Source organism: Ruegeria sp. YTSC325, assembly GCF_059609525.1.
In genome coordinates this window covers 73,329-86,169 of record NZ_JBXWLY010000012.1, presented here as the reverse complement: position 1 = coordinate 86,169, position 12,841 = coordinate 73,329, and the positions used below count along the sequence as shown (strand labels likewise).

Sequence of the window (12,841 nt, the reverse complement as noted above, 5' to 3'; positions counted from 1 at the left end):
GCGTTCAGGATTTGATCCGACCGAAATCCGGATCGTAAGGCGACGGTGCAATCACAACCGCCGACACGCGCTCACCGCATCGGTCCAACTCCATTTCCGACCCGACGTCTGCCAGCCCGGGATCAACAAAAGCATGGGCAAGGTTCAGTCCAATCCGATGCCCCCATTCACCCGAAGTGATCGTTCCGATGACCTCATTTCCCCGCATCAGCGAAGCGCCGGGATGCGCCGGGCCTTGATCCGTCTGAACCTGCAGCGCCACCAATTTCCGGCGCGGGCCCTCGGCCTGTCGCTGGAGCAAGGCATGGCGTCCAATGAAATCGCCCTTGTCCAGCCTGACGAACCGATCCAGCCCGGTTTCGAACGGGTCGAACTCGGTGATCAGATCGGCCTTCCAATGCAGAAAGCTCTTTTCCATGCGCATTGACTCGACCGCGCGCGCGCCGAACAGTTTGAGTCCATGTGCTTCGCCCGCCTGCTGCAATGCCAGATAGGCGGCATAAAGCGAGGCATTGGGAACGTGGATTTCATAGGCCAGCTCGCCTGAGAAACTGACACCCATCACAGTCGCCGGGGCGATGCCGATGAAACACTCTCGCACACCAAGCCATGGGAACGCCTCAGCCGACCAGTCCCCACGCGCGCAAGTGCCTAGAACGTCGCGTGCTTTTGGGCCCGCCAAAATCAGGATCGTCTGGTCGTTGGTCAGGCTGCGCAGCTGGACGTCCTCGTCGCTCCGCAAATGGCGGGTCAGCCAGTCCATGTCGTGGAACTCGCTGGCTGCTGCCGAGCCGTACCAGACACGCGCTGGCCCCCGGTCGCTGGCGGGAAGATTGGCCCCGGTCGCCTCGGCCTTGACCATACCATGGTCGTTCAGCAGATAGCCCAGCCCGACGCGTCCGTCGCGCTTTGTCACAGAGCCACAGAACATTCGATCAAGAAACGCATGACGGTCCGCGCCGGTGATCTCGATCCGGTTGAAACCGTTCACCTCGGCCAGCCCCACATTGGTTTGGACATTCGCAACCTCGGCGGCCACCAGATCGAAGGTTTCGTCAAAATCGAAACTGTGAGTGGGCGCGAAATCGGGCGATGGCTTGATGTAATCCACCCTTTCCCACCCGTTCACGACGGTAAACTCGGCCCCCTCCGCCGCCAGAACCGGGGTCAGAGGGGTCGTCTTGGCGGGTCGCCCTGCGGGGCGGTGTTCATGCGGAAAGTGAAAGCGGAACTCGTTCTGATAATCCTCGATAGCCTTCAGCGCGGTCAGTTCCACATTCGCGTGCCCCGTGAACCGACGCGGATCAAGGCACCACGTGTCATAGCACGCCTCACCATGCACGATCTGTTGCGCCAGCAGCCAGCCGTGGCCGCCACCTTCGCCAAGCCCCGCCCGCAGACCGATGATACAGAACGCATTGCGCTTGCCCGGGATCGGCCCGACCAGAGGCGCACCGTCAATCGTATAGGTGATCGGGCCATTGACCACCGTATGCACGCCCACCTCCATCAGCGCGGGCATCCGGGCAAAAGCGCCTTCCAGCACATCCGTCACCCGGTCCAGATCGTCAGGGCAGAGCGCGTTGACGAAATTCGGGTCAATCCCGTCCATGCCCCAAGTCTTGCAGTCCTGCTCATAGAACCCCAGCAGCAGCCCGTTCTTTTCCTGCCGACAGTAATAATCGCTGATCGGGCACCGCAGCAGCGGCATCCTGTGTCCCGCATCGCGAATGGCCGGAATCTCTTCGGTCAGGAAATACTGATGCTCCATCGAGGCGACGGGATGATGCACCCCCATCATCGCGCCCACCTCATTCACGCGATAGCCGCCCGCGTTGACAACAATATCGCAATCAATGTCGCCATGTTCCGTCTGCACGGTCCACGTATCATCGGCGTGTTGTTTCAGCCCGATGACCGGCGTGTTGCGATATACCTCGGCCCCGGCCTTGCGCGCCCGCCGCGCCAGCGCCTGACACAACTGCGCGGGGTCGATATCCCCATCCATCGGATCCCAAAGCCCGCCGATCAGGTTCTCGGTCGAGATCAGAGGGTGACGACGCGCGCATTCCTCGGCGTCTATCACCTCGAACTGCACGTCCATTCCGCGCGCCATAGAGGCGAATTGGCGGTACCCCTGCATCTGCGCTTCGGTATTTGCAAGACGGATACCGCCGTCGCCGTGGTGGTAATTGATGGGATAGTCCGGGTCGTCGGCCAGTTCCTTGTACAGCCGGATCGAGTGCGATTTCAGCCCGACCATCGTCTGGTTCATCCCGAAATTCGTCACCTGCGCAGCCGAATGCCACGTGGTGCCCGAGGTCAGCTCGTTCCGCTCCACCAGAACCACATCGCTCCACCCCTCCTGCGTCAGGTGATAGAGGGTCGAGCAGCCCGCGATCCCGCCTCCGATGACAACGACCTTGGTGCGTGATTTCATGGGCGCGGCTCCTGTTCTGTTCCGCCCAAGTCTTGCGGAACAATGCGCGCGCACGACAAGTCGCCCGGCGCTTGTATTGAAAAATCGAAACCGCGATTGCGGATTCTGCAAATTGCACTTCGCCTTTGCGTGAGGCGCAATGTGGCGCTTAGGTTTCGGGAAAAGCAACGGGAAAGGAACCGGATGAGCACGGGCAGCAAACGAAGCGGCAGACGCGCCCGGCACGCGCAGCGCGCGGCCGCCCCCGTGATTGATCCCTGCCCGCCCGGCCAGATCGGCGGGGCCTTCAAGCCGCTTACAGACGTCGAGATCGCGCAAATTTACGACACCGCCCTGCGCCTGTTAAAAACCCTGGGGATGGGCGAGGTGCCGGATCGGCTGGCCGGCGACCTGCGGGCTGCCGGAGCGCAACCCGGCCCTGACGACCGATTGCTGTTCCCGCGCGCCATGGTCGAACAGGCCATTCAATTCGCCCCCAAACAATTCACCTTTCACGGCCGCGATCCCGCGCGTTCGATCGAGGTGGGCGGAGACCGGGTGTATTTCGGTACCGGCGGCGCGGCGGTTCAGACGCTGGATATCGACACGGGGCTATATCGCCCCTCAACCCTGACCGATCTGCATGATTTCACCCGGCTACAGGACACGCTGCCCAATGTCAGCTGGTTCACCCGCTGCTGCGTGGCCACCGATGTGCCCGACAATTTCGATCTGGACGTGAACACAGCCTATGCGCTGGTCCGCAACACGACAAAGCCCATTGCCACCTCCTTCACGCTGGCGGAACACGTCGCGCCCATCATCGACATGCTGGACATCGTGGCCGGTGGTCCCGGCGCATTCGCCGCGCGCCCCTTCCTGAAAGCCCATATCAGCCCGGTCATCTCGCCCCTGCGCTATGGCGAGGATGCGGTGGACGTGGTCTATGAATGCATCGCCCATAACATCCCCATGTCCTGCATCACCGCAGCGCAAGCGGGCGCGACCGCCCCGGCCACGCTGGCCGGGTTTCTGGCGCAGTCGCTGGCCGAGACTTTGGCCAGCCTTGTTATGGTCAACACGATCAAACCGGGCTTTCCGATGGTTTTCTCCAACTGGCCCTTCATCGTGGACCTGCGCACCGGGTCTTTTGCGGGCGGCAGTGGTGAAACCGCGATCCTGAACGCCGCCTCGGCGCAGATTTCCAACTGGTTGGGTCTGCCTTCGGGCGTGGCGGCCTCGATGACCGATGCCAAAGCGATTGACGCGCAATACGGTGCGGAAAAGGGCATAACCTCGCTGGCGGCGGCACTGGCGGGAGGGAACCTGATCTATGAAAGCTCCGGTATGACGGCGTCTCTGCTAGGGGCCAGTTTCGAGGGTTTCGTGCTGGACAATGAAATGCACGCTCACACCTATCGCGCCCTCCGTGGGATCGAAGTGACCGAAGAAAACCTTGGGTTCGAGGCGATCTGCCAATCGGTTCTGGGCGACGGGCATTTTCTGGGCAGCGCCCATACTTATGACGCGATGGAGCGAGATTATTATTACCCCGAAATTGCCGACCGGTCCGAGCCCCGCACTTGGGCGGATGAGGGCGCTAGCGACGCATGGGCCACTGCCCGCTCACGTGCCAAAGAAATCCTGGATACGCACCACCCCCAATACCTGACCCCCGAACAGGATGCAGAAATCCGCGCCCGGTTTCGTATCCTTGATTGACCTTCCCCAAGCCTCCTCCGGCGGCTAGGGTCGGCTTAAATACACAGGAATGAGGCCCCGATGACCGATCCCTTCTTTCAGCCCGTCTCGGCCATGGAACTGGCACGATTTGCCGGCGTGCCGACCTTTATGCGCTTGCCGGGCATGACGCTGGATCACGCGCGGATCACTGAGGTTGATATCGGGCTGGTCGGCATCCCCTGGGACGGGGGCACCACGAACCGCCCCGGCGCGCGCCACGGGCCGCGCCAGTTGCGGGATTACTCGACCATGATCCGCGCGATGAACCCGGTGACCGGGGTTGCACCCTTTGCGATGATGAACTGCGCCGATCTGGGCGACGTGGCTCCGAACCCAGTGGATATCGAAGACACGCTTAACCGCGTGACCTCGTTCTACACCGGCCTGACCTCGCGCGGCATCACCCCCCTGACCGCCGGAGGGGATCATCTGACCACCCTGCCCGTCCTGCGCGCGCTGGCCAAATCCGGCCCGCTGGGACTGATCCAGTTCGACAGCCATACCGACCTGTTCGACAGCTATTTCGGCGGGCACAAATTCACGCACGGCACCCCCTTCCGGCGCGCGGTCGAAGAAGGCTTGGTCGATCCCAAACGCTTTGTTCAGGTTGGCATTCGCGGCACCGCCTATAACACCGAGGATATCGAATGGGGCGAAGCGCAGGGCATCCGCATCATCCGAATCGAAGAGTTGTTCGACCGGGGCATCGGCGATGTGATGGCCGAGGTTCGTAGCATTGTTGGCGACGCGCCGACCTATTGCACCTATGATATCGACTTTGTGGACCCGACATTTGCCCCCGGCACCGGCACGCCCGAGATCGGTGGCCCGAACAGCTTTCAGGCCCAGCAGGTGATCCGCCAGATGGCCGGGGTGAACTTGGTGGGCGCCGATCTGGTCGAGGTTTCACCGCCCTTCGACGCCTCGGGCGGCACCGCGTGGCTGGGGACTTCGCTCATGTTCGAACTGCTCTGCGTATTGGCGCAGGCCGTCGAGGCCCGCCGCTAACGGACGTTTTCGGCGATCATCGAAATCATCTCGAACATCACCGCCGCTGCGGTCAGGGCGGTGATATTGTTGGGGCTGTCCTTGGTGGGCATCATGCAGACTACGTCTCCGCCCACGATATTCAACCCGCGCGCGGCGCGCAAAATCCCTACGGCTTCGTCAATATCGAACCCCTTCTCGCCAGGTTCCAGATTGGACACCGCAGGCGCAACGGTCGGGTCAAGGCAATCCAGATCGAAGGTGATATAGACCGGACGGTCGCCCAGCACTTCGCGCGTTTGCGCCACCACGTCCTCCAGCCCGCGCTGTCGGAACTCGCGCATGGTGACGATGTTGTAGCCATAGTCATAAGACGGCTGCAGCCAGTCCAGACTGCGCGGATGACCCCGTAGACCGATCTGCATGGATTGCGTCGGATCAACCTGCCCTTGATCGGCCAGATACGCGCCCCAATGGGCGGCGGATTTCTTGGCGCCCAGAAAGTGATCGACCTTGGTGAACACATCCGTATGGGCATCCAGATGCAGAAAGCTGACGGGCTCTCCCCCGGCCAGTTGACCACGCCCCAGCGCCTGCACGATGCCGCCCGTAATCGAGTGATCTCCACCCACCGACACAGGCCGCGCGCCTGCTGCGTCGATGTCTTTGTAAAAGGTCGTAATACGCTCGATGCAGTCCTCGTTGTCATTCGCGCGCGGAAAGGGCACGTCGCCCACATCGGCGATCTTGGCGCTGCTCCACGGGTCGATTTCGAACACCGAGTGCACCCGCCGCTGCACCGCCGAGACATGGCGCAGCGCGCGCGGACCCAAGTGCTGATCCCGCTCGGTCGTGCCGTTTCCGGTGGAATGCGGGACGCCGACAAGCGCAATGTCCTGCCCCTCGGGGCCGGTATTGGGACAGCGAAACAGGGTCGGTACGCCCCACCAATACAGGTTATCCATCATCGACTGTTCATAGCGGTCGGTCATCTGCATCCCCTTAAATGAAAAACGCCCCCGGCTGGCGGGGGCGTTTTGTGTTTAGATTTTCTCGTCTTCTCGCCGGAAGGCCCCCTGCACGATCCGGTCGATGACCATGGCACAGAACAGGATGGCAAAGCCGCCCAACAGACCCGGCCCCTTGGCCGCATATTGCAGCGCCTCAAGGATTTCCTTGCCCAGACCGCCGCCGCCGATCAGCGAGATGATCACCACCATCGACAGACACATAAGGATCGTCTGGTTCACCCCAGTCATGATCGAAGGCAGCGCCAGTGGGATCTCAACATCCTTCAGCAACTGCCATTTCGATGCACCAAAGGCCACTGCGGCCTCTTTGATGCTGTCCGGCACACCCCGCATCCCCAGCGCCGTCAGGCGGATCACCGGCGGCATCCCGAAGATGATCGTCGCCAGAATGCCCGGCGGGTTTCCGGTGCCAAAGAAGGCGATGATCGGGATCAGGTAGACAAAGGCCGGTAGCGTCTGCATCAGGTCCAGCACCGGTTCAGCCGCACGGTAAGCCCGTGCAGATTTGCCGAACCAGATGCCTAGAGGAATGCCGATTACCACGCATAACAACACGGCTGCACCTACCAAAGCGACCGTCTCCATTGCGACATCCCAGTAACCCAGAAGTGCGATGTAAGCCAAAGAGGCGGCGGTGAAAATCGCCACACGCGGCCCCGCCGCACGCCACGCGGTGACGCAGATCACCAGCATCACGACCGGCCATGGCGATCCAATCAGTGCAATCGTCAACGCATCCAGGACCGAGCGCACCCCAGCGACGATCCCGTCGAACACGTCCCCGCCCGCAAGGGCTGCGGCGTCGATCTTGGCCTCCATCCAGCTGGCGAGGCTTGAGAACAGCGTGCCGCCATCTTCGCCCAGAAACAAGGCCGAGACCTCTTTCTCCGGGAACGCATCCAGCATCGCGAGCGAAGCGTTGACGGTGAATTTATAGACGATCAGAGGCCCGATTGCGGCAATCAGAACGGCGCCCAGAACCGTGTTGCGCGTAGAGCGCCCGCTTTCAGTGCTGTCGGGATCAATCCGCCAGCGCGAATACTGCTTTTCGTAGATGCGGTCCGCATAAAGCCCCTGCACAAGCTTGAACACCAACAACATCGCCAAGCCAATCAGCATGATCCCCAGCGATTCCGACTGGGCGGCCGCGGCTTTTTCAAAACTGCTGTCTGCCGCCTTCTGGATATTCTCGGCCAATTTGGTGAACCGGTCGATATCGCCCTGCTCTGTCGCTGCGGCGGCGCGTTCCAGCAGCTCGTTCGCACGGGCTTGCTGGCGTTCGGCACGTTCGGCCATGTCGGCGCCGGGATTGCCCCAAGCCCCGCGTCCGATTTGCACCCACGCGATGATTTCAAGAATCAGGAAGGTCCAGAACATCCCCCAAATCGCGCGCGAGGCGGACCAGAACGGACCCAGCGCCGCCGCCCATTTATTGAACGTGTTTGGCACCGCGCTGGTCGCATCGTGGATCTTGTGAAAAGCGTTGACGTAGTAATCCCCGTTCGGACCCGCAAATTCGTGGATCGAGCGGTCAAGTGCGTCGCGATCCACCTCGATATCCGAGGCGGCAGTGACTTTCAGTTCGGTGGTTGCGTCAGTCATTTTTGCCCCCCTGAATACCGCGCAGTAGACGCGGCTTGGTCACGACACCCACGTCGCTGCCACCATCCGTAATGATCACCGGCAGTTCAGTGTTAACGGCCAGATCAATCAACTGGTCCAGATCAGCACCTTCATCGGCACGCGGCGCGCCTTCGGTTGGGCCGGAATAGCTGGCCAGCGGCTCCATGATCGAATGGGCTTTGACCAGTTTCAGTTTGGAAATCCCCTGCACAAATTCGCGCACGTAATCGTCGGCGGGGTTCATAACGATATCTTCGGGCGTGCCAATCTGCACGATCACACCGTCCTTCATGATGGCGATGCGATGGCCGATGCGGATGGCCTCGTCCAAGTCATGCGTGATAAACAGCGTGGTCTTTTTCAGTTGCGCCACCAGCGCCTTGAACTGATCCTGCAACTGCAAGCGGATCAATGGGTCGAGGGCCGAGAACGGCTCATCCATCAACAGAATCTCGGGGTCTGAAGCCAGCGCGCGGGCGATGCCAACACGTTGCTGCATCCCGCCCGACAGTTCTTTGGGCAAGCGATCCTCATAGCCTGTCAGGTCTACCAGACCCAGCGCGTGGTCGGACACCGCCCAACGCTTGGATTTCGACACCTTCCGAATCTCTAGCGGGTAAGCCACGTTATCGCGGACCGAGCGGTGCGGCATCAGCGCCATATGCTGAAACACCATCCCGATCTGCTGGGCGCGAATGCGACGCAATTCGGATTCCGAGATTTTTGAGACATCCTGCCCCATGATCTCGATCTTACCCGCAGTCGGTTCGATCAGCCGGTTCACATGTCGAACCAGAGTGGATTTGCCGGACCCTGACAGGCCCATGATGCAGAAAATTTCGCCACGCGGCACCTCGAAGGTTGCGCCCTGCACACCTACGACACAGTTAAAGCGTTCAAGCACCTCGGGTTTTCCAATACCCTCGCTGCGCACAGCCGCCATGGCCTCTTCAGCGCGCGCGCCAAAGATTTTCCAGACATTTTCAAGTTTTACGACAGGTTCGTCCATTTGCCCCTCATATGCGGGGTTTTCCCCGATCTATATGCAAAGGGCCGCCGCGAACTGGTCGCGACGGCCCCCTGGGAATGCGTCTTAGTTGGTCAGCCAGTTCAGAACGGTATCCTCGTTGTTGGCCACCCATTCGCGGGCAAAGTCTGCTGCTTCCACATTGTCCACAGCCAGGGCCTTGCCCATCGCGCTCAGGTCGTCACCCTGCATTTGGTAGTTGCGGAACAGAGCGGCCACCTCGGGGTAGGCGTCTTCCAGCTCCTTGGCGTAGTGAAGGTGTAGCGTGGCGCCGTTCCAGGCCGAGGATGCCTCGGATTTATCCAGCCAGTCGGGATCATCTGTGGGCTGCACGATGGTCCAGGTCGCCGGATCATGAGCGGGCTCTTCCAGAACGGTCAGGTCCTGTGTCACAAAGATGTAGTGCGGGCTGTAGCAGAAGCCGATCCACGGATCGCCGGCCTTGGCGGCGTTGGCCAGATTCGCATAGGCGATGGTTTCTTCGTACTCGGTCAGATCGAAAATCTGATCATAGCCATAGGACTTGGCCCGGATTTTTTCGACCACGGTAGAGGCCCAGCCCGGCGCACCGATCCAAACCTCGGGCGTTCCGTTGCCGTCAGTGTCAAAGATTGCCATCTTGTCCGGATCACTCAGATCGTCGATGGACTTGATGTCATATTTTTCAGCTGTCGCCGTGGGCACACACATGCCCTGCTCGGCCTGAACTGGGTTTTCGTTCATAACCACGGTGCCGTTATCTTTGACATAGGTGTCGTGCAGGTTCTGCTGGTTCGGCATCCAAACCTCGGGGTGGACATGCATCGCGCCAGAATCCATCGCCTCGAACACGATCGGGTTGGTGCCGTTCTGAAGCTCTACGTCCAAGCCCAGGTTTTCTTCGATCACAACTTCAAGGATATGCGCCGTGGCGTTCACCGATGCCCAGTTTGGCACACCGATCACGATATCTGCGGCAAGCGCGGGACCTGCGGCAAGAGCTGCTGCACTTCCCATAAGTGTGGTGAGTTTCTTCATCTGATATCTCCATGTTGGGCGTTCGCGATGCTGTTCTGTCGGCAAATGCCGGTCCCGCACCTTACAAACAGTCTCGGGAAGCTCTAACTCCCCGGATTTTTTGGCCAGCGGCTCGACGCGCCGGATTGGCCAGAAAAGTGAAGCATGGTGACACAACACCCATCAAGCCCTACGGAGGACAAATACATGTATTTGATATCATCGTATATTAGTTTCGAAAATTTCCGAACTATTAACCGATGTCTGAAACGACGGCCGCAGGCAAAGTCTCGCTCCACTTGCTCAAATCGTCCAGAATGCCCAGCGCGCTGCGGCCAAGCTCGGTGACAGAGTATTCGACCGAAACGGGAGATGTCTGTAGCACGTGTCGCTTCACTAAACCTTGTGCCTCAAGCTGACGCAAACGCTCGGTGATCATCTTTTTGCTGGCACCTGCAATCATGCGGGACAAGTCATTGAATCGCACGGGCCCGTCTTTCAGGTGCCATAGGATCGAACCCGTCCACTTACCGCCGATGATCCGCATCCCGCGCTCGACCGAGCAAGGCTCGAGGCAGGCTTCTGCCACTTGTTTTCGCCCCCGATTATCCTGACTGACCTTTGCACGCATGGCATATCCCTTATGAAAAAGAAGGTTACTAAAAGTATACTGGTTGCTTTTTATCTCCGCCACCCCCAACTGCTTCGACACGACATTCCCAAGATTGGAAAAAGGGCATAGACATGAGCAATATCCTGATCCTCAACGGCACACAGCCTTATGAAGCGGCCCCCGGTGCTCTGAACGCCAGCCTGACCGAACAAGCCAGCACCCAGTTGCGCACGCTGGGCCATGATGTCCGGGTGACTACGGTCGCCGAAGGCTATGATGTCGATACAGAAGTCGCGAACCACTTGTGGGCGGACACTGTCATCATGCAATTCCCGGTGAACTGGATGGGCGTGCCGTGGGTCTTCAAGAAATACATGGACGAGGTCTATACCTCGGCCATGGATGGACGGTTTGCGCATGGCGATGGGCGCACCAGTGACGCCCCTAAGTCCAACTACGGTATGGGCGGCGTTTTGCACGACAAAAGCTATATGCTGTCAGTCACGTTCAACGCCCCGGTCGAAGCGTTCGACAACCCGACCGAGCCCTTCTTTGCCGGCGATACCGTAGATGACCTGCTGAAACCGCTGCACCTAACGGCGAAATTCATGGCGATGAAGCCTCTGCCAACTTTTGCCGCGTTTGATGTTATGAAGAACCCGACGATCGAGGCAGATTTTGCCCGATTCCAGACGCATCTGATTTCTACATTCGCCGAGGCAGACGATGTCGCAGCCTGATATTCACCTGTACACCGCAGGAACGATGAACGGTTATAAACCGGTCATTTTTCTGGAAGAGGCCGGAATTCCTTACAACCTCACCCATATCAACTTTTCCAAACAAGAACAAAAAGCGCCAGATTATCTGGCGCTGAATCCCAACGGTAAAATACCGACGATTTATGACCGGTCCGAGGGGCGCGCCATATTCGAAAGCGGCGCGATCCTGTGGCACCTGGCCGAAAAATACGGAAAGTTCCTGCCGGAAGACCCGATCAAACGATCCGAAGTCATGCAATGGGTTTTCTTTCAGGTCGGTCATATCGGGCCCATGATGGGACAGGCGATGTATTTCCAACATATCGCCGCCCCCAATGGGCACGACGAACCGTTCTCCATCCGCCGTTATGTTGATGAAAGCCGCCGCCTGCTAGAGGTTATGGACACACGGCTTGAAGGGCGCGACTGGATCGCCGCAGATGAATACACCATTGCCGATATGATGCTTTACCCGTGGGCGCGGGCCTATGTCTGGGCACGGGTCAAGGTGGACGATCTACCTCATCTGAACGCCTGGTTCGAACGCATCGACGCCCGGCCCGCCGTTCAGAAAGCGTTGACCATTCCCAAGGCAAACCCCCAATTCTGGGACTCAAGCGCCGATGCGTCGGCCTTTGCCAAAGAAAACGCCGCGCGGTTTGCGGGCGACGTCAAAAAATAGAAGCCCTAAGCATCATATGCGAGAATGAGGTGCTCTGCGGCCTCGGTCAGTTCGGGAAAGCGTGACCGTTCTTTGACGTACAAAAAGACCTGCCTTTGATCCGGCAGGTCTTTTATCTCGCGAAAGGCGGTGGCTTCGGGAATGAACTCTGCCACCGTTTGAGGCAAGACCGTCGCCCAATTGCCCGTCCTGACCATCGTAATCAAAGAATGTGTGTTGCGGATCGTGATGTCAGCCTGATCAATCGCTTGGTGAAACTGCGGTGACGTGATCAGGTCGCACAGGCTGTTTCGAATGAACGGCACGGTCACCAGATCGGCAATACACGGGGGTTCAACCTGCCGGATCAGCGGGTGATCGGCAGCACAGACCAGCCCGAACCGGTCTTGTAACAAGGGCTTGGTATGAAAACCGTTCAGCGCGTGATGCCCCGAGGCAATTCCGATATCCGCCTTCCCTTCGACCAATGCATCCAGGACCTGCTGCGTGTCAGTGTCCCGCAGATCAACCTTCGCCCCAGGAAAGCGTTGTATCAGGTGCCTCAGAACACGCGGAAACACCAGCGCGGCGACTGATGGCACCGATGCGATTCGCAGCAACCCCTGCTCGGCCGAAGCTACGGCTTCAATGTCACCTACGGCTTGATCGAACTGACGCACCTGCCTCAACGCAAGCTCAAAAACTTGCTCTCCCAAAGGGGAAAGACGATTCTTGCGTTCGCCTTCGAACAGTTTGCGACCCAAATGGCCTTCAAGTTGCTTAAGTGTCATGGAAACGGCTGACTGAGTTCGCCCCAATCGGTCCGCAGCCTCGGTCAAGTTTCCGGATTGAACCACGGTACAAAAACATCGCAGGGTTTCGATCTTAATCGCCATACTTCAAATTCCCTGAAGCTTTCTTCACCTGTTTGAATTTGACTGATGGTAAACGAAAAAGCCATGCTTTGTGTAACTCTTGTT

The 12,841-nt window shown here is 59.2% G+C and carries 11 protein-coding genes; 4 read left to right on the top strand and 7 right to left on the bottom strand.

The window, feature by feature from the left end:
• Window positions 1–4: 4 nt before the first annotated feature.
• Window positions 5–2,440, bottom strand: a complete 2,436-nt coding sequence (locus AC2FF7_RS16685; protein ID WP_496905977.1) for a GcvT family protein — start codon at window positions 2,438–2,440, stop codon at window positions 5–7.
• 183 nt (window positions 2,441–2,623) lie between these two features.
• Between AC2FF7_RS16685 and AC2FF7_RS16680 the strand changes: the two genes are divergently transcribed.
• Complete coding sequence (locus tag AC2FF7_RS16680; protein WP_496905976.1) at window positions 2,624–4,141, top strand: trimethylamine methyltransferase family protein; 1,518 nt, start codon at window positions 2,624–2,626, stop codon at window positions 4,139–4,141.
• Between the two features lie 60 nt (window positions 4,142–4,201).
• Complete coding sequence (locus tag AC2FF7_RS16675; protein WP_496848301.1) at window positions 4,202–5,170, top strand: agmatinase; 969 nt, start codon at window positions 4,202–4,204, stop codon at window positions 5,168–5,170.
• On the opposite strand, the gene AC2FF7_RS16670 is transcribed toward AC2FF7_RS16675, so the two are convergent.
• The 5 genes from AC2FF7_RS16670 to AC2FF7_RS16650 form a co-directional block, all read right to left on the bottom strand.
• Entirely contained in the window at window positions 5,167–6,141 is a 975-nt protein-coding gene (locus AC2FF7_RS16670) for an arginase family protein (RefSeq protein ID WP_170755056.1), read from the bottom strand. The two genes, AC2FF7_RS16675 and AC2FF7_RS16670, sit on opposite strands and share 4 nt — an antisense overlap.
• A 51-nt stretch (window positions 6,142–6,192) precedes the next feature.
• Window positions 6,193–7,782 (bottom strand): ABC transporter permease, encoded by a 1,590-nt coding sequence (locus AC2FF7_RS16665; protein WP_480868038.1) that lies wholly within the window; start codon window positions 7,780–7,782, stop codon window positions 6,193–6,195.
• Window positions 7,775–8,812, bottom strand: coding sequence for a quaternary amine ABC transporter ATP-binding protein (locus AC2FF7_RS16660; protein ID WP_170356140.1), 1,038 nt, complete (start codon window positions 8,810–8,812; stop codon window positions 7,775–7,777). Before AC2FF7_RS16660 ends, AC2FF7_RS16665 begins: the two co-directional genes overlap by 8 nt.
• 84 nt (window positions 8,813–8,896) lie before the next feature.
• Complete coding sequence (locus AC2FF7_RS16655; RefSeq protein ID WP_170356139.1) at window positions 8,897–9,847, bottom strand: ABC transporter substrate-binding protein; 951 nt, start codon at window positions 9,845–9,847, stop codon at window positions 8,897–8,899.
• Window positions 9,848–10,079: 232 nt separating this feature from the next.
• Window positions 10,080–10,457, bottom strand: a complete 378-nt coding sequence (locus AC2FF7_RS16650) for a winged helix-turn-helix transcriptional regulator (protein WP_170356138.1) — start codon at window positions 10,455–10,457, stop codon at window positions 10,080–10,082.
• 113 nt (window positions 10,458–10,570) lie between these two features.
• Here AC2FF7_RS16650 and AC2FF7_RS16645 point away from each other — a divergent pair, with 113 nt between their 5' ends.
• Complete coding sequence (locus AC2FF7_RS16645) at window positions 10,571–11,179, top strand: NAD(P)H-dependent oxidoreductase (protein ID WP_170755048.1); 609 nt, start codon at window positions 10,571–10,573, stop codon at window positions 11,177–11,179.
• Window positions 11,166–11,882 carry a glutathione S-transferase family protein gene (locus tag AC2FF7_RS16640; protein ID WP_480868040.1) on the top strand — a complete coding sequence of 239 codons (717 nt, stop codon included), beginning with the start codon at window positions 11,166–11,168 and terminating at the stop codon, window positions 11,880–11,882. The genes AC2FF7_RS16645 and AC2FF7_RS16640 overlap by 14 nt, the downstream gene beginning before the upstream one ends.
• A gap of 5 nt (window positions 11,883–11,887) precedes the next feature.
• Here the strand turns inward: AC2FF7_RS16640 and AC2FF7_RS16635 are convergent, their stop codons facing one another.
• Window positions 11,888–12,757, bottom strand: a complete 870-nt coding sequence (locus AC2FF7_RS16635) for a LysR family transcriptional regulator (RefSeq protein WP_480868042.1) — start codon at window positions 12,755–12,757, stop codon at window positions 11,888–11,890.
• Window positions 12,758–12,841 lie beyond the last annotated feature (84 nt).